This is a genomic window from Maribacter sp. IgM3_T14_3 (genome assembly GCF_049603095.1).
Taxonomy (GTDB): Bacteria; Bacteroidota; Bacteroidia; order Flavobacteriales; family Flavobacteriaceae; genus Maribacter.
Map to the genome: position 1 here is coordinate 4,149,072 of NZ_CP187138.1, position 18,406 is coordinate 4,167,477.

Consider the following 18,406-nt stretch of genomic DNA (forward strand, 5'->3'; position numbering starts at 1 on the left):
TTTATAAGTAAATCATTGCTTGAAGTGAAATTGTATTCGAGTCTAAAGCGCCAAATTGTTGATTGTTATATTCTAAGGTTAATTTTGAATTATGCCCACTCATATAAGCATTAACACCAATACCCAATGTTGATCTGTTGTCATTGACGGCATCGTAGCTATGTGTTCCATAACTTATATATGGTTGATATCTTGTTTTAGTCAAATCGCCTTTAAAAACATAGCCTAAGTGCCCATAAAACATACTACCTGTACCATAGGCGCTAAAAAGGTAGTTTTTTCCATAGTCGCTATTTTGGTATACCGCATAAGCTGTAATAGCACTTCCGTCTTCACCTAATGGAGTGTCGTAAAATGCATCTACCGCAAAAATCGATACATCTTCACCCTCCAAATTAGGGGCTACTAAGGTTCCGGAATCTATTATAGAGCCTTTGGGGTGTAAAAAGAATCCGGCTCCAATATTAAATACCTTCTTTTCACCTAGGTAACTCCCTACTTTATAGGGTAAAAAGTTAGATTCTTGATCAAGAAAATTATAATCGAAATACCCTGCGTATGTTTTGCCTGCCTCTTTTGATCCCAAATTTGCTCTGCCATTATAAACGGCATCACCTCCAGAAACTGCTGTACGGCTATCCAAAGTAGAAACGGCAGCATCGTTTATGGCTAATCGGTATTGTAATTTATTGAACTTACCTTTTAAGAATACGCCTAAATGACGAGCAAATTGGTCTGATAAACCAATTGTAGCCCAAGATTGACGGTTGTTGTCCATCGTCATCATATTTAAGGTACTCTGGTTGTTTAATCTAGAAATACCATTAAAATAATGTAAACCGCCACCTACTACGTGGTCTTCGCCCAAATTATATTGACCCCAAACATCATGAAAAAAGAGTTGAGAGCCATCTCCTTTTCCAGTCGGACTCAAAGTGGAGCTTGTTAGACTATTTAATCCAAAGTGTGTTAAGATTAAAAAGTCTTTGTTGATTTGTGCAAACATTAAAATACGAGCACGTCTTAAATTAAAATTTAAATTGCTGTTTTCATTTCCGTTCGCATCAAACGATTCATCTGTATTGTAGTTGGCCTGAACTTGGGCCCAAGAAATAACACGAAGATATTTAGAGCCATCTTCGTTGAGTTTAAATTTAAGACCTCCTGTGTAGTCAGGAGAACCTTGTGCATACATAAATTGAAAGGAGACAAAAAAAAGTCCGATCAATATAGGAATTGGTTTTCTCATTTTTTAAAGAGTTAGTTAGTAATTAATTGGTTCTGTGTGCACTACTAATCTCCTAAAAACAATTTGTTAACAAAAAATAAATATAGTTTATTGTTAATTTGATATACTAATCTTTAAAACGCTCCCATTTTATAAGCATAAATTTATCTCCCAGTTCGGTTACAACTACTCCTGCTCCTTTAATATTGCTTGTGTCTTTAAAGTAATTAGCTAGTTCTGAAGCGTTTAATATTTTATATGTTGGGTGGTAGTTTGAGTTATATGGTCGCTTAATATTATATTTCTTGACCCAATTCATAATACTTACATGAGAAATACCTAGAATACGTTCAATCTCCCGGTAAGTCAGTCCCTCTAAATACAATTGGAGAGATTTGTTCACATAATAGTCGTCTATTTTCTTTCCTATTTTATTTACAGAGAAGAAGTAATTACATTTTTTGCATTTGTAACGCTGTCTTTCGTTAATAATTCCGCTCTTTATATAGTTGGTTGAGCCACAATTTGGACATGAATCTACATTCATATATATTTATTTAGCATAAATATACTAATTTAGCAATATAATTTAATTTCTAATCAACTAAATTCTTTTTTCGGTACTATAGTTTAAGCAGTTGTTAATCAAGGTATATACAAATGCTACTGCGTTTCTTTTAAAAAGAAGAGAAGCCTGTAATTAAAATATCAGGTAAAATTGTGCAAGGTGCAGAATATACTCTTTGACAATTAAATGACGACAAGCATTATTCTCATATTATGGTGCTGATAATGATATTGGAGTTGATCAGAAGGATGAAAGTAAGGTCTTTTGAGATTTTTCTGCGCTTACATAGTGATTAAGAATATCAAGGCACCGGAATCGGACACACCATTTTAGAACGTATTGTCACAAACCATTACGGTTAGGCTGTGACAAGTACCGTAGGCAAGGGAACTTCTAGTTTCCGCTAGATCTTTGAGCCAGAGCATTTTGTTTTGTAATTATATTGATTGTTTAATTTCCAAATCTGAAAGATTTGGCGCACTTAGCAAGTAGCCTGAAACCTTTAAATATAATACTTAGCTTATTTGCTATAGCACGTAGTAGCTACAGTTTTATATTTCGTTTTATTAAGTTGTCGATTCGTCTTTTATTTTCCTGTTGAAGTAATGAAGGGTATAAATTCATTAAAATATTTGGAATCATCATTGTCAGTCCATATGCAAAGCTTAGCGTAAAACTTTTATATATAGCGAAAATTGCTACAAAAATAAATGCGATTAAATGACTTATTTCAGAAAGAGTCATTTCATTTCGTATTTCAGTCAAATCAGCCTTTTTGTTTTCTAGCTTAATTTTCTGATTGAAAAATTTGAAAAAAGTGTTTTTTACAATCCACTTAAAGTATCCAATTCCGATAATTTTATTAGTAGCATTATTTTTAATAAAATTCAGATTTTCTAGTTTACTATAGAAATCGGTTTTCTTAAGAATTTCATTAACTATCATTCCGAATATCCAAGAGATAAATGATATTGATATTCCAAACGTAAACCCTAATATTATTTGCTTGGCTGTCATTTCTATATTATAGATAGGTGTAGGGTAAAAAGTTCTCTTGGTAATGTTGCAATTTTTGAAATTTTATTCCACTTGATAATCAAAGCGATTTAAAGTAATCTTTTACATCTTTTATATGTTTTTCTTTGGATGCGGCACTCAACCAACTTGCTTCAAAACCATTGATAGCCAGCTGCTCTATTTGTGATAAACTCAAATTTAGCGCTTTCGCAGTTTGGTAGTAGTTCTCATTCATATATCCGCCAAAATAGGCAGGGTCGTCGGAGTGTATTGTGGCCAAAATTCCCTTATCAAGCATTTTAGCAACGGGATGCTCTTCCATCTTCTGAATCACTTTTAAGGAAACATTGCTAGTAGGGCAGAGGGTAAGCGCAATTTTATCTTCTACCAATCTTTTCACTAATGCTTCGTCAGTTAAGCAACGGTTACCATGGTCTATACGCTCTACGTTTAAAATATCTAAAGCTTCCCAGATATAATCTGCCGGACCTTCTTCACCTGCATGTGCAACTAGTTTATACCCTTGTGCTGCAGATGCCTTAAATACTTTTTCAAATTTACTTGGAGGATTTCCCATTTCTGAGGAATCTAATCCAACGCCATCGATAATATCTTTAAACGGTAACGATTCTTCTAAGGTTTTAAAAGCGTCTTCTTCACTTAAATGACGCAAATAGCTCATTATAAGTTTATATGAAATATTTAATTCATTTTTTCCTTTTTCTAAAGCGCGGTGAATTCCTTTTATTACAACTTCAAAAGCTACACCTCTTTCGGTATGTGTTTGTGGGTCAAAAAACACCTCTACATGCTTTACGTTTTCGCTGTGCACCTTGGTTAGATATGCCCAAGTCAAATCAAAGAAATCTTGCTCATGTAACAGTACTTGTGCACCAGCATAATAGATGTCTAAAAACTCTTGAAGGTTATTGAATTTGTATGCTTCTTTAACCGATTCAATAGAATCGTATTGTAAAGTGATATTGTTTCTCTTTGCAATCTCGAACATTAATTCTGGTTCAAAACTCCCTTCTAAATGTAAATGAAGTTCCGTTTTTGGAATGCCTTGAATTATTTTTTTTAGTTCTGATGATTGCATATTATTGGTTTTTTAAAAAGGTAATCTTTTAATTATTGTAAATATTATAATGTCTAAATAAAGCGAATTCTAATAAGTTATATAACAGTAGGAAAAAGCAATTATCCTTACAAGACATATTTATTAAATATGTCTTCTAACTCTTTTTCTGGATCGGTACTGAGTCCGGATCGGGTAGTGGAGCTTTGTATGACTGTGCTTCTGCATGCTGTTAACCACCCAAACCTATCAGGTAAATCTAACTTTCCTATTGGTCCGCCAGCTTCTTTTCCTTCACAAATCAATTTCCAGGCTTTTAAATAATCATTCAGTATTTCATATTCTATTTCTGGAGAAAAGGCTTTTAATTTATCCTCATTAATCTGATATTTGATATCTAAAAATTTTGTCCGTTTGCAGAACAGAATCACTCCGACATTAAAGAACTCTTCTCGTTCTACTTTTGGTACAATCCTAACTATCGCAAATTTGAAGGTATGTCTATCTTGCATCTTCTGCTTCTTTTACTAAAACATCGATCATAGATAGCTTAGTGGTTATAAACTTAATGTAGGCTGCTCTTTTCTCATTCGCATTTAAAACATCAGATTCGCTCGTCAACCAATCTTCAGGAATATTATTAATAATCTCTGTTATTTTTTCTAGTGTGATGAATGTTTGAATTTCTGCAGCAGCTTCAGGTAGGGCAGTTGCTTGTTGTAAAAGCACATGATCTTTTATGAACGGAAATGTTCTGGTTAGGTGACTCTCCCAAGTCTCCCAATTATGATGAAAGTAGAAACTTGCCCCGTTATCTATCATCCATAATTCATTATGCCAGTATAATAGATTTGCATTTTTAGCGGTACGGTCTATATTGCTGATTAAACTATCTAGCACCACAATTTTTGATGCTGTCATGGCATCTGCCTTAGAAATTAAGGGGTCGAAAGTTATAGCACCAGATAAAAAGTGTAAACCGAGGTTAAGCCCTACGCTAAACTTCAATAAATCTTGAATTTCTTCGTCTGGTTCGGTCTGCCTAAATGAATCTTCTAAATTCATGAATACCAACTCGGGTACTTTTAAACCGATGGCACGCGCCAATTCGCCACCAATAAACTCAGAAATAAGCGATTTTTTACCTTGCCCAGAGCCTCTAAACTTCAATACATAGAGAAAATCATCGTCGGCTTTTACAATGGCAGGCATAGAGCCACCTTCGCGTAAGGGCTGTAAATATTGAACAACATCTACTGTTCTAATATCAAGTGTATTCATAATGCTAAGATAGTATTTGTGTTACAATCATTAGGCATACTGTATTAAATGACGTTGGCAATATTTTCTAAAAAGTAATGTGTAGAACCAACAATAATAGCAATGGCGATTATAATGATAAATCTAAACAGCGTTGCTTTGTTATTGCCTTGAAGTTTGTTTTTCAAGTAAAAAACATCGAACAAAATAAAAATAAAGGCAATGATACAACCAACTATCGCCCCGACATATAATAGTACAAAGTCATGAATTCCGTTTAAGAACTGAATTCCGCTATTGTCAGATTTTGGACCTGGACCTAAAACTATGCGCATATGTAGAAACCCTAAAAGAATGGCTACAATAGTCCAACCAAGATAATTTAGTATTCGTTTCATCATAATTACTATACTTAGAGTAATTCGTTTTTTTTATTACTCTACTTCATTTTCTAGCGGAGATATCATAATATGTGCTCTGTGCGTACCAGGATTCATAATCCATGGGTGATTTGGTGCAGACGGAGTTACTGGTAAGCCTATAGATGCTGATGATGCAAATGGAGTATATATCACATAACGAAGCCTTGCACCATCTACTTTTGATGTTTCTACATCATAAGCAGTATTGGGACCGTAGTAAATGTGTAATGTGGAACCGGGAGTAATTTTAATTTTACCTGATTTGACTTCTGCTTCTCGAATAGCAAAAATTTCATCGGCAGATTTGCCTTCGGAACGTAAAGTCCTACCTCTTGCCATAAAAGGGTCTAGGTCTTTATGGTAGCAAGCAGCGTTGAAACCCTCTTTCTTTGGGTCATCTGCAAGTACAATATATTCGCTATCACCTTCTTTTAGTGTCACGAACTCACCAGCCATATTATAGCCAATTACCTTACTTGTAGCCCTACTTTCTTCAGGCGCTGCCATTAATGCAGTAGCTATAAGGTCTTCATCTGTTTCAATGGTTTTTAATTGCTTTTCAATTTTAGCAACGGCTTCCGTAGATGTGTCTGCATCTGTGCTTTCTACAGATGTTGTTTTAGACTTGTCTGATGAATTACAAGAAACTAATAGTGCAGCGAAAAGGAATGACGCGATTAGATGTTTCATAATAGGTGGATTATTTTATATAATTCATTAGGAAGATACGAATTATAAAAGCCTTTTAGCTTATAGATTATAAGTTGTTAGAATAAGAATTCACGAAAAAAAATCTTGAATCGATTTAATATAAATCTTATTAAAAATAGCGACAAGTAGCAATTTAAAAATTATTTCAAATAGTCGAGAGTATTAACCATTTCAAATTTTGGACTCCGGCTTATAAATTCGCGAAGCATCGCGGTATGTGCAGAACCCATAATAATAAGAACCCTGTCATCAACTGTCATTTTTATGCGGTTGAGATTAGAAAATATTCTCATATTACGCTGATAGAAGAGTGCAGCTTGGTCAGCACCGACAAAATTATCATCTATACCAACATAAAAAAGCTTGTCTGCATTGGTATTTAAAGAATAGTCGAGCATAACTGGGTTATTTGTTAATTTTATTTTCTCAAGCAGCGACAGATTATCAAAGTTCTTATTTTTTGCTTCTAGTTCTGGGTGCTCTTTTAATGGAGTATTGGTGATCTCTAGATATGTTTTAGGATCTATGGCATTAGTTAGTTCTGGGCTATTTTCAATAAAATCTCCCACGCTATAATTATAGCCTATGTAATTATCAATACCATATACCTTTTCTAACGAGTTTATTCTAGCAACGTCATAACCGACCATGCTTAATTCACCATATTCAGTATCTAGCTTATCAGAATTTTCTAAGAATTTTTGATACCCTTTATTTATTTTATCATCAATGTCTGGGGTATACTCTAGGCAAATAATGGTGGGCTTAAACGCTGCAAGTAATTCAGATAGCTGTCGTACTTCTTCTTGCTCTTTTGAACTGTTCTCGTCGAAATCTACTTTATTTGCATCACTTGTTGTTCCAAAATGAAAAAAACCAACATTTAAGACTTGAATTTTTTCTGCATTTTTGAAATCTACCTCGTCATTGGTTTTAGCCAATTTTTTTGATGTTTCACTTCTACAGCTTAAGAAACATATTAAAAGGATAAAAAATAGTTTTTTCATGCGAAATTGATATGCCGGTTGGTATCTCAAAGTTATACTGTTGGCTTAAATTTATCCAATCAATTAAAAGAAGTTAGTAGTGCCGTGAAAAGGAATGTGTAGAGTAGGTGTTTTATAGTTTTTGGTATAGTTTAGATTTCGTTGGAAGTATAAGGGTTAAAAAAACCTGTTAAGAAGTGATAGCTAATTACTACTAGTATTACAAACAGTACTATTGAGATTATAGGTCTAGCGTATTTTTTCATATTGATTAATTATGGTTAGTAGTAATACTAAAAGTACTGAAATTTAAATCAACTTTCGATAGATTCTTTTAGATATACTACTTCAATTACGCTGCGTATATTTTCTTTTGGTACGTATAAATTGATATCTAAAATCATCATAGAACAAACTAGCTAATAAGATTAGTGCACCAACAATGAGAGCATTCAATTTTAAGTTGAGTTGTAGGTACAGAAATCCGCCAATTATTCCTCCGAGAAAGAAGAAGCAAATAATGTAAAGACGGAGTTTAATAGTAGATTTTAATTTTTCTCTATTAGGGTGCCTTTCCGGAAAAAATAATTGCGACAACTCAATTCCTAAATCTGTAAATAGTCCCGTTAAGTGCGTTGTTCTGACTACTGCATTTGAAATTCTTGTGACGAAAGAATTTTGGAGTCCCATAGCAAATAGAAGCGCACAGATAATTACATCTGGATAAGTGATTTTAAAAGCATCGCTATAAAGCGGGATGGCTATTAGTATTAGACATTCAATTATAGTTGGTAGTACAAAAACGTTTAGTCTTTTATTCTTTCTGAATTTTTCAATCAGATAACTAGAGAAGAACGATCCAAAAAGAAAAGAGAAAATATATAGAAAATAAACAGTGCCTTTCCAAAATTCTAAATTAGCCACGTCGTTCATAAACAGCGCAAAATGCCCTGTAACATTGGTAGTCAGCTGGTTGTATGCTAAAAACCCCGTTACATTTACAATACCTGCTACAAAAGATAAAATAGTGGCAATTTGCAGATTGTGCTTTAATTTTCTGCTTTTACCTTGATGTCTAAACATTCCGTTTATGATTAAATCGGTACTAAAAACGAGACTAATAGCAATAATTATTTTACTTCATTAAAAGCAGAGAACTTTTAAAGAGGAACTATACTAATCAGCAAGATTTCTATGAATACAAAGGTATTTAAATCGTTTAGTTTATTACTGTTGTTCTACTGTAAATCAACCAGAAGATTCCATTTTAACTAAAGTATTTTATCTCGTTTATGGCATAAAAAATATATTCTGAATGGTTACCTGAAAATGCAGCGTCATCAAATTTATTTAAACAAAAAATTGATAAAACTTAGATTTTTTAAAATTCAATTAAACCATTATCCATTTCATTTATTTGCCATAAAAATTGTGGAGGAGAGACCATTGTTTTTAGTCATTTTAGAATATCTATTTACAACCGATGATACTAAATCATTCCCAATCGGTAATTTCTAATCCGATACCTCCATTATTAAGTGTTACTATTTCGAGTTCCATTGAATTATATCTTTCAGGTAAACCGAAATCTTTAAAATCTTCGGGACTTTGTTCTTTAAATTCTTTTAACAACTCAACAGAATGATAAATGTTTATTATGCCTAAATCCTTGTCAAACGACCAGCTGTAATCTTTAAATGTTTCAGTGCCGCAAAAACCTGAAGTTATATCGTAGTTAACTCTGCATTTGCTTGACTCAAGAAAGGTGACTAGTATATTTAATTTTTCTTCTTGATTATTTGATGATTTCTCTTTTTTAAAAATGTATATATCATCTTCTAATTCATATTCATTAAGGTCAAGCGACCAAGTACCGTAGAAATCAAATTCGGTGTATGATTTATCTTGAGCATTTGCTGTTAAAGCAAGTACAAAATAGATCAAAGTTAAATACATCACTTTCTTCATACATCTTTAAATATCAAATATTGCTCCATTATTATAATATTCTACAAGAATATCACGGACGTTCGTAACCACTTTCTTGGCATTTTCTTTATTAAAACATAATGGTGGCTTTGTTTTAATTACATTATCGAACGGTCCGTCGGTGCTTACTAAAATATGTCTATTTCTTAGTTCATTTTTAATATGGCTTGCGAGTGCGGTATTTGGTGTTTTAGTGTTATCCTTTATGATGTCAAAACCTATAAATAGTCCAGAGCCACGTACGTCGCCAATGCAGCTATATTTTTTCATCAAATCTTTTAAAAGGGACAAGTAATAATCGCCGACAACTTTTGCATTTTCTTGTAGTTTTTCTTCTGCTATAACATCTAAAACAGCACTTGCAATTACGCAAGAAACTGGGTTGCCACCAAAAGAGCTGAAAAACTCTACACCTTTCTCAAAAGATGCTGCAATTTCTTGTGTGCAAACAACCGCACCCATGGGGTGACCGTTTGCTATGGGTTTCCCTAAAATGACCATATCAGGTATGACACCATGGGCTTCATATCCCCAGAAATGATCTCCTAACCTTCCAAAACCTGTTTGTACTTCATCACTAATACATACTCCGCCTTGTGCTCTAATAGCAGGGTACACCTCTTTTAAATATCCATCTGCTAGGGGAACTTGCCCTGCGCATCCTAAAATTGGTTCACTTATAAATGCAGATATAGTATGTTTACTTTGTGCTATTTGGGAAACTGCATCTTTACCGTATAGCGTTCCTGCATTTGCAATATCAGCTGCGTATTTACCTCTGTACGTATCTGGTAAGGTTGCTTTGATTATATGATTTTTTTGACCTTCCCCTTTAGGGTTATTAAACTTGTAGTCACTAATGTCTATGGCTATTTGAGTGTTGCCGTGGTAGCCAGATTCCATAACCATCATGGTATTACTTTTGGTATGATAATTTGCCATGCGTACCGCTAAATCACTCGCTGCGCTACCTGAATTCACAAAAAAAACTTTACTAAGATTGGGCGGAAAATGGTTTAATAATTTCTCTGCATAATCTGCCAATTCATCATAAATATAGCGTGTATTGGTATTTAGTTTCGCCATTTTTCGTTGGGCTGCTTCCACGACTTTTGGGTGCGAATGACCAACATGCGGAATGTTATTATAGGCATCTAAAAACTTATTTCCTTCTGCATCATACATATATTGAAATGCAGATTTAACCATATGTATAGGCTCCTTGTAGCTGGTAGATAAAATTGGACTTATGTATTCGTACCTTCTATTTAGAAGAATCGAAATTGATGCAGGTTTTTCAATAGGAAGATTAGCTGCTTTTCTAAATTCGTTTTCAGCATGTATAGGGTTTATTGCTAACCAACGATGTAACATTTTCCAGGCAGATTGCTCACTTACCGATGCGTAGCTGTTAGCTGGATTCACCTTTTTTGCATGTGCAGAATTACAGACACTGGTGCATAACCTAGCTGCTATTAGGTAATATAAAATACTTATTTCTTTAGCTTCTAACGGAAGCTTTTCATGGTAAGATTTTAGTAATACGACAGCCCACTCTAACGGATTCTCTTTACCATAACACGTATAGGTGATGGCAATTGCTAGTTCATTAATAAGAAAAGAATGAGCTATATCTCCGAAATCTATAATGCCGGTAACTTTGTTTTTTTGAACTAGAACATTCCATTCGTTAGCATCGTTATGTATGATTTGTTTTCTTAGTTCAGGAAAAAGCGGTCTTACATTTTCTTCAAATTGATTAAAAAAGTATCTGACAATATTTCTATTTGTGGCGTTTTTAATATCATCTATATACTTTCTATTTAAATCAAAATACTGAAGGTCCCATTCCCACTGTCTGCTCTGTATCGTGTAATTTTTAAACCCTTTTAGTTTCAGGTCTAATTCCGCTAGAAATGCACCTAGAGATTCAATTAATGGAATTGTGTGTGAGACATCACCTAAAAAATCACCCTCTAAAAACGATAGTATACGGCATATAGAAGGTTGCTCGTTTATAGAAAAAGTACCTAAATAAGAACCATTTATAAATGGAATCGGTTTTGGAACTTTATTTTTAAAATCCCTTTGTAGAAATAAGAGGGTATCATTCTCTGCTTCAACCATATCAAACAATACTTCTGAGTATTGATAGGTTTTATAAATATATGAGGAATCTGAAGTGGTAATGCGGTAATTTAAATTATCGTATCCGTCAAGTTGTTTACAATCAGTAACTTGAAGTCCGAATTCCTTTTCTAAAAAACTATTCACATCTGGCATATTATTAGATTGTAATTTAAAAAAAGACACTATTTGTAATATAGCTACATCATAAAAATATGTAAAAGTTTCGTGAGACATTACCTATGTCTAGGTATAAATTCTCATTTTGATAAATACATTTTATAATCTGGTTAAATTGCCGAACGCCTTCATCTTCACAACCATTTAAATCTTAAGGTAATTCTTTCTAAAACACAATAGTATTGATATAGATAAGACTATCAAACATTAAAATATGTTCACTCTGATCAACATTTGTTAAGGAATTTAATCAGTATGTTTTTTACATTCATTAGCGAGTCTTTTTGACCATTAAAACTAATCCTAATTTTTTTCCTTTTAGTAGACTTCAAAAGGGAGATAAGTAAATGTATTCTAATAATGTTGCTAAAATTAGTTTTGATGCAACATGCTAAGTTTATCTCTATTCTAAACGTTGTAAAAAGTAATTTCATTTATGAACAAATTCATACAACTATAGACTAAATACCTCCATAATAAAATCAGTGATTAAGCAAATCTTTAATGAATTATATAACCTATAAAAGGGAATTTCAGGGTGAATTATTCTGGTTTTCAAAGACCTAGAAAGACTATAGAAGATTGAATCTACACAGGGTTTGTTCTTAATACGCTGTTTTTGATTTATTTTGGCTACAATGCACCAAAACGGATTTTATTAAACTAGTATAATGAGTTCAGATTTAAAAAATATTATATTTAAAATATGAATAACAATATGAAACATCTAAAATCAATAACTGTAGGGCTGGCAGTTTTGTTAATGATAGCAGCCTGTAAAACCAATAGTGATACCGCTAAAAGCAGCACAAGCGTTAAAGAGGTGTCTTTGGGTATCTCTTCAGATTCATTGATTGCGGCTACCAAGCGATTGCATCAGCACGTAGACGAAGGTAAGCTGCCAGGTACTTTTATGCGAGTAATTAAAGATGGTACTGTAATTTATGATGATAAATACGGTCAGATCGATGTTGCCAATGGTAAACCTGTACAAGAAAATTCGCTCTATCGAATTTTTTCTATGACCAAACCCATTACCGCTGTAGCGATAATGTCACTTTATGACCAAGGAAAGCTACAGCTTGATGATAAAGTTTCGAAATACATTCCTGAATTTGCTCAAACGCAGGTGTATAAAGAGGTGGATGGAAAACATAGTACAGAGCCACAAAAAAATGAAATGACCATTCGTCATTTATTGACCCACACTTCGGGCATTCCATATGGATGGGAACGTAGTTATACAGATTCTATTTACGCTACCAAGCAATTTATGAGGCAAGATTGGACTATTGAAGATATGGCGAAAGATTTAGCCACAGTACCCTTAAAATATCAGCCAGGCACAACATATAACTATGGACTTGGCGTCGATATAGCAGGTTATATTGTTGAAGTAGTTTCGGGCCAAAAATTAGATGACTACTTTAATTCGGTAATCTTTGATCCCTTACAAATGGATAACACGGCATTTTATGTACCGAAAGAAAAAAAGGATAGAATGGTGGTAATTTACACTCACGATGAAGCTGGTAAAATAAAAACTCCCGATCAAAGTATGGCCTTTGAAGTGACCGAACCACCAAAATTATTACTAGGAGGCGCGGGCTTGTTTTCAACATTAGGGGATTATGAAAAATTTTGTAGAATGCTTTTGAACAAAGGTGAATTAAACGGTACACGTGTATTATCAGAAAAAGCGGTTCAGTTGATAATGACCAACCAATTCGGACCTGAAGTAGAAACGCAACCTGGTATGGGTCACGGACTCTCAGGTACAGTAAATTTAGAAACGGGCGAATATAGTTGGGGTGGTGCTGCAGAAACCAAATTCTGGATAGATCCTAGCAACAATCTTATTGTTATTGGCTACACTCAATTGATGGGCGGAAAAACCGATTATGCGACAGAATTTAAGGCTACTATTGATAATTCTTTGGGGAATTAAATAAAAATTTTAGCTATAGAAATCTGTGAAATATAAATTCATTTCAAACATTTGATATTGTAAAGTAGAATCTAAAAGAATGATGCTTTGATCGTTTTAAACGCTTTCAGTATCTAGACATTCTTGAAAAATTTTATAATCTATCAAGTATGTAGCGAGATTGTTTGGTTTTGCTTACCGGTAGTTATGAATGCGCAAATGTTTCGTTTAATATCTAAACCCGTATTGTATTAATTATTCTCGGTAAAATTTGCGATAAGTTGGAGTAGGTAATTTTTGTAGTCCGTCGGACGTTTGGCATGTCAAACTGACTTAAAATTTAGAGCGCTAAGTAACACTTCCGATAATCCCTATTTAATTTATATTAATTGTGTTTTTCTAATTGATTTGCTCTCATGTACAAAAAAAGAGGAAATGTAAACGCTATTGCTATTGCGAAAGTTAAGGGAACCAAAATCCACCAATATTTAATTTTAAGTTTAATGCTTTCTGATGTCATGAATACAAAAAAAGTTAATACTACGACTGATAAATCTGCACCAAAAGACTTGCCTGCAAAATTAACTTGAGCATCACTAAAGAATTTTGAGAACGTAGGGTTTTCTACAGATTGGAACCATTGAATATTATAATACCACGTATAACAAATTCCTAAAATTGATAATACGAGATAGAGGTGTTTAAGTTTCATACTTTTTGCTGTTTATTGTTTATTTTCTTTTTCGACTGGTATGTTTTAAAGCGGGTAAAAATTTATATTAGTTTTAAACAATATATTGATGCACCTAACTAGTGGTTTATAATCTAAAGATAGAGGCAATCTTTTAAGGTTGTATAATTTGATTTCTTTTTTAGCTTGGACGATGCATTTAAAAGTCTTGTTACTATAGGATTTACCTATTAAAATAACATTAACTCTATCGGCCAGTGAGTTTTATAATATTGGATTGTATACCGTAATTTAATGCTATTTATTTTTTGGAATAGTTTCCTTCGGTAAGTTCTGCCAAGACTTTGAGCTTGAAACTCTCACTATAGTGTTTTGTATCTATATTTCAGGACAGGTCAATATGTTTTATAACGATGTAGCTATGAATAGTAAGGGAGCAAACTAGCATTGTTTTCCGGAACGAATAAAGCTAAATTTTTTCGTTTTACCTGCCTGCAGTTTATTTGTGTCCAATCGAAAAACCAAAGATTTCGAGACCTAATAAAAATAAGCAAACCTTAGTGTGAAGATACCCCCAAAATTAGGACAGTAAATTAAGTTCAAAAAAAGAAACTTAAATTTACTGTAATGACACGAAGAAAATTCACATCAAAATTCAAGACTAAGGTAGTTTTAGAAGCTCTGAAAGAGCGAGATACTATTCAGGTTTTAGCTCAGAAGTTTGACATTAGCCCTCAACAGATTAATCTATGGAAACGAGAATTTGTTTCACAAGCGGAATCATTATTTGATAAGGTTAAAGCATCAAAGAAGAGCGAATTGGAACAAAAGGAAGACCACCTTTTAAAAGTTATTGGTCAACTTAAAGTGGAGAATGATTTTTTAAGCAAGGCCTTGCGATAAAACCTTTAAAAGAGCGTAGACAAATGATAAGCAAGGGTCATTCAAAACTTAGTATATCCAAACAATGCAATCTTTTATCGGTACACCGTTCAGGACTCTATTATAAACCTAAATCAGAGAGTAGTTTAAATTTAGAGCTTATGCGATTAATGGATGAGCATTACACACATTATTGTTTCAAAGGTGCCAAACGTATGCATACTTGGCTTACAATGGATAAAGGATTTAACGTTAACCATAAGCGAATAGAACGCTTGTATTACGATGTTATGGGGTTACGTGCAGTTATGCCAGGCAGGCAGACCTCAAAGAGAAACAAGGCTCATAAAACCTATCCATACCTACTCCGTAATTTGAAAGTAGAAAATCCTAATCAAGTATGGGCAACCGATATCACCTATATCCCCATGCAAAAAGGATTCATGTACTTGACGGCAATTATTGATTTGCATAGTAGGTATGTTTTAAATTGGTCTGTATCCAATACGATGGATGCACAATGGTGCGCTGATACATTACAGCAAGCAATTACACTTCATGGTAAGCCAGAAATCGTTAATACCGATCAAGGAAGTCAATATACTTCTGAAGTATTTGCAAGCACAGTGCTATCTAACGATATTAAATTGAGCATGGATGGAAAGGGAAGAGCTATTGACAATGTGTTCATAGAACGCCTGTGGAGAAGTGTTAAATACGAAAGTATTTATTTAAACCCACCCTGCTCTGGAGTCGATTTATTCAAACAATGTAAATGGTACTTTAACTACTATAATAATGAAAGAAGACATCAAGGAATAAAAAATCAAATACCTTTTAAAAGGTATTTGATTAAACAACTGAAAGCCGCGTAATTAATATAAATAGAACTTAAATTAGGCTATTTACTGTCCTAATAAGTGGGGTGTCATCAGTGTTTAAAGTCTAATCCCGAATTATTTATAAGTTGAGTTGAATTAGTGGTCTCTGTAATGATTAGTTTGTTTTGATGGCGTAATTACTGCGTTCACATTGGTTTGACTCAAAAACAGGTAAAAGTCTATAAATATCCCAGTTTAGTTAAGGTTCATTTTTTTTAATGATTAGCTAGGAGTGAAGTCTGTTTGTGTTCAAATTATAAAATAAATAGTTTAACCAATGATTTTTTTAAGGCTGTAATCTGTTTATTTTATGCCGTAGAACGTTAATATTTGCATTGTTTTATCAATTTGATTTTACCATGATTATAAATGCTGGTTTTCTTTTTCAAAAATTATTTTGGTAACGTTACTTTTTGACCTTTAGGTATGGGTGATTTATAGGCTTTTCCTTCTGTCTTCTTATCAAAATAAACTTTTGCTTCATCACGTAATTTTTTATCAGTAAGGAGGTCTATAGCCGTTAAGGCTAGAATTTTAGTTGCAGTTTGAGTACCTCTATAACCAGCTGATGATCCATGACTAGCACTACTTGCCCAGCTATGCCAAGGTACTCCAATCGGAGCGGTGGCTACGAAGAACCCTGCCGTTGGTGCAAGAAAGCTTACTTCTGCAACATCGGTTGAACCGCCACCTGGTGGCAATTTTTCCCAATCTTCGGTAATAGGCAGGACATCGGTAGCAAAACCTTTTTGATCCTTTAGAGTAGCTTCTTGCAATTTTTTTCCCCATGCTTGTTCTTCATCAGTAAAAATCGGAGCACCAACATACTCTATATTCTCTTGTAATCTATTTAAGATCGGTCCATTCACATTATAGGCATGAACTCCAGTAGTAAGTTTAACCTTGTGGGTAGTACCTGTCGCCAAGGCAGCTCCTTCGGCTATACTTAATATTCGTTGATAATGTTTTTCAACATTGCTGCGGCTTATATCTCTTACAAAATACCAAACCTTAGCATACTCGGGGACTACATTTGGTGCTTCCCCTCCATTTGGAATGACATAGTGAATTCTAGTTGTCGGGTATACATGTTCTCTCATCAGATTCACCCCATAATTCATCATTTCTACTGCATCCAAAGCACTTCTTCCATTCCATGGATCTACCGCTCCATGAGCAGATTGTCCAAAAAATTCTACTTCAAAATTGTTCATGGCCAAACTACTATAAAAGCCTGAAAAACCAGCACCTGTTTGGGTATGAGGATGCCATTCAAGAACTGCATCAAGGTTGTCAAATACCCCATCTTTAGCCATGTAAACTTTACCAGTTACTGTTTCTTCTGCAGGAGTTCCAAAAAGTTTTATAGTCCCTTTCATATTATTTTTAAGCATAACCCGTTTTGTTGCGACGGCTGCATTTACACTTGCTGAGCCAAACAAGTTATGCCCACAACCCTGACCACTGGTAAGTCCATCTTCACGAGGTGTTTTATAGGGTACAGAAGCATTTCCTATTCCTGGCAATGCATCGTATTCAGCAAGTATTCCTATTACTGGATCTCCAGTTCCGTAGGTAGCCACAAAAGCAGTAGGCATACCTGCTACACTTTTTTCTATATTAAACCCTTCTTTTTCTAATATTTTAATTAGAAAATCAACAGATTTATGCTCTTTCAAAGCGATTTCGGAGTAATCCCACAAAAACTGGCTTGTCTTGTTTATCTGATCCTCTAAACCTATTACTTCGGCCAACGCTTGCTCTTTTAATGAAGACTGTTGTTGAGCTGAAACCATTGCAGGTAAAAAAATGATGAGTATTTTAAGTATTGTTTTCATGCTTTAAATTCAATTCAACTATGATTTATATGCTTTTAATTGTCTCCCGTTAACGCAAACCTCTGGATTTCGCTTTACTTTTTATGTTTGAAAGCTAATTCTTAAAAATTTATTAGCTTAATAAATTATACTTAAAACTATTTTTAAATAACTAATCAATTATTAATTTTTGGCGTTGTATTAATTAGTGGTTTTGCGTTTTGATTGGCACGTTCAGAGTTGTTGTTCTAAATATCTTAATTAAGTTTAAATTAGAAATTAGCTTTTAAAACAATCCTTTATTTGAACTTTAGAATAAAAAAAATCATTAAAAAGAGCTACAGTAGATACCGTAACATTTCATTTTTAATGATTTTTAGATTGTTTCTTTTCAACATCTGTTCCTCCTAATTTTACCATCATCTGCATATGAATTTATCTATATTACTATAAATCTACACATGTAGAATACTTGGCTGAAACTTTGATTAAAAATAATTAGGGTAATGAAATTGAACTATCTACCATTCTTATTTAGACTTTTTCAATCTTTTTTCTTCTTTCTTTTCTTTAGCTGTTTTTGCTGGTTCTTTTTTAACATTTTTCTTAGCATCTTGACTTTTACTCATAACGTTTTTATTT

17 protein-coding genes are annotated in these 18,406 nt (G+C 33.5%); 3 read left to right on the plus strand and 14 right to left on the minus strand.

Features of this window, described 5'->3' with window-relative positions:
* Position 1: 1 nt before the first annotated feature.
* From ACPF9A_RS18230 to ACPF9A_RS18285, 12 genes are all read right to left on the minus strand, one after another.
* A complete protein-coding gene (locus ACPF9A_RS18230) occupies positions 2 to 1,249 on the minus strand; it encodes a hypothetical protein (protein WP_423999165.1) in 1,248 nt (415 codons plus the stop codon).
* Between the two features lie 106 nt (positions 1,250 to 1,355).
* On the minus strand, positions 1,356 to 1,775 hold the full coding sequence (locus ACPF9A_RS18235) for a transposase (RefSeq protein ID WP_423999167.1): 420 nt from the start codon (positions 1,773 to 1,775) through the stop codon (positions 1,356 to 1,358).
* Between the two features lie 564 nt (positions 1,776 to 2,339).
* Positions 2,340 to 2,813: a hypothetical protein gene (locus ACPF9A_RS18240; protein ID WP_423999169.1), complete on the minus strand. Its 474-nt coding sequence runs from the start codon at positions 2,811 to 2,813 to the stop codon at positions 2,340 to 2,342.
* Positions 2,814 to 2,892: 79 nt separating this feature from the next.
* Positions 2,893 to 3,912: an adenosine deaminase gene (locus ACPF9A_RS18245; protein WP_423999171.1), complete on the minus strand. Its 1,020-nt coding sequence runs from the start codon at positions 3,910 to 3,912 to the stop codon at positions 2,893 to 2,895.
* 107 nt (positions 3,913 to 4,019) lie between these two features.
* Positions 4,020 to 4,403 carry a DUF3037 domain-containing protein gene (locus ACPF9A_RS18250; RefSeq protein ID WP_423999173.1) on the minus strand — a complete coding sequence of 128 codons (384 nt, stop codon included), beginning with the start codon at positions 4,401 to 4,403 and terminating at the stop codon, positions 4,020 to 4,022.
* Entirely contained in the window at positions 4,393 to 5,172 is a 780-nt protein-coding gene (locus ACPF9A_RS18255) for a HipA family kinase (RefSeq protein WP_423999175.1), read from the minus strand. The genes ACPF9A_RS18250 and ACPF9A_RS18255 overlap by 11 nt, the downstream gene beginning before the upstream one ends.
* Before the next feature lie 44 nt (positions 5,173 to 5,216).
* Complete coding sequence (locus ACPF9A_RS18260) at positions 5,217 to 5,552, minus strand: hypothetical protein (protein WP_423999177.1); 336 nt, start codon at positions 5,550 to 5,552, stop codon at positions 5,217 to 5,219.
* 33 nt (positions 5,553 to 5,585) lie between these two features.
* Positions 5,586 to 6,263 carry a hypothetical protein gene (locus ACPF9A_RS18265; protein WP_423999179.1) on the minus strand — a complete coding sequence of 226 codons (678 nt, stop codon included), beginning with the start codon at positions 6,261 to 6,263 and terminating at the stop codon, positions 5,586 to 5,588.
* A gap of 161 nt (positions 6,264 to 6,424) precedes the next feature.
* A complete protein-coding gene (locus ACPF9A_RS18270) occupies positions 6,425 to 7,291 on the minus strand; it encodes a DUF5694 domain-containing protein (RefSeq protein WP_423999181.1) in 867 nt (288 codons plus the stop codon).
* A gap of 327 nt (positions 7,292 to 7,618) precedes the next feature.
* Positions 7,619 to 8,353 carry a YoaK family protein gene (locus tag ACPF9A_RS18275; protein ID WP_423999183.1) on the minus strand — a complete coding sequence of 245 codons (735 nt, stop codon included), beginning with the start codon at positions 8,351 to 8,353 and terminating at the stop codon, positions 7,619 to 7,621.
* A 411-nt stretch (positions 8,354 to 8,764) separates the two neighbouring features.
* Positions 8,765 to 9,238: a hypothetical protein gene (locus ACPF9A_RS18280; RefSeq protein ID WP_423999185.1), complete on the minus strand. Its 474-nt coding sequence runs from the start codon at positions 9,236 to 9,238 to the stop codon at positions 8,765 to 8,767.
* A gap of 6 nt (positions 9,239 to 9,244) precedes the next feature.
* Positions 9,245 to 11,623 carry an aminotransferase class III-fold pyridoxal phosphate-dependent enzyme gene (locus tag ACPF9A_RS18285; protein ID WP_423999187.1) on the minus strand — a complete coding sequence of 793 codons (2,379 nt, stop codon included), beginning with the start codon at positions 11,621 to 11,623 and terminating at the stop codon, positions 9,245 to 9,247.
* Positions 11,624 to 12,284: 661 nt separating this feature from the next.
* Between ACPF9A_RS18285 and ACPF9A_RS18290 the strand changes: the two genes are divergently transcribed.
* On the plus strand, positions 12,285 to 13,514 hold the full coding sequence (locus ACPF9A_RS18290; RefSeq protein WP_423999189.1) for a serine hydrolase domain-containing protein: 1,230 nt from the start codon (positions 12,285 to 12,287) through the stop codon (positions 13,512 to 13,514).
* A 364-nt stretch (positions 13,515 to 13,878) separates the two neighbouring features.
* Here ACPF9A_RS18290 and ACPF9A_RS18295 read toward each other — a convergent pair whose 3' ends face one another.
* A complete protein-coding gene (locus ACPF9A_RS18295) occupies positions 13,879 to 14,205 on the minus strand; it encodes a DUF2834 domain-containing protein (RefSeq protein ID WP_423999191.1) in 327 nt (108 codons plus the stop codon).
* 606 nt (positions 14,206 to 14,811) lie between these two features.
* Between ACPF9A_RS18295 and ACPF9A_RS18300 the strand changes: the two genes are divergently transcribed.
* Together ACPF9A_RS18300 and ACPF9A_RS18305 are read left to right on the plus strand one after the other, a co-directional pair.
* Positions 14,812 to 15,087, plus strand: a complete 276-nt coding sequence (locus tag ACPF9A_RS18300; RefSeq protein WP_423998469.1) for a transposase — start codon at positions 14,812 to 14,814, stop codon at positions 15,085 to 15,087.
* A complete protein-coding gene (locus ACPF9A_RS18305; RefSeq protein WP_424004390.1) occupies positions 15,084 to 15,941 on the plus strand; it encodes an IS3 family transposase in 858 nt (285 codons plus the stop codon). The genes ACPF9A_RS18300 and ACPF9A_RS18305 overlap by 4 nt, the downstream gene beginning before the upstream one ends.
* 398 nt (positions 15,942 to 16,339) lie before the next feature.
* Here ACPF9A_RS18305 and ACPF9A_RS18310 read toward each other — a convergent pair whose 3' ends face one another.
* A complete protein-coding gene (locus ACPF9A_RS18310; RefSeq protein WP_423999193.1) occupies positions 16,340 to 17,785 on the minus strand; it encodes an amidohydrolase in 1,446 nt (481 codons plus the stop codon).
* Between the last annotated feature and the right edge of the window lie 621 nt (positions 17,786 to 18,406).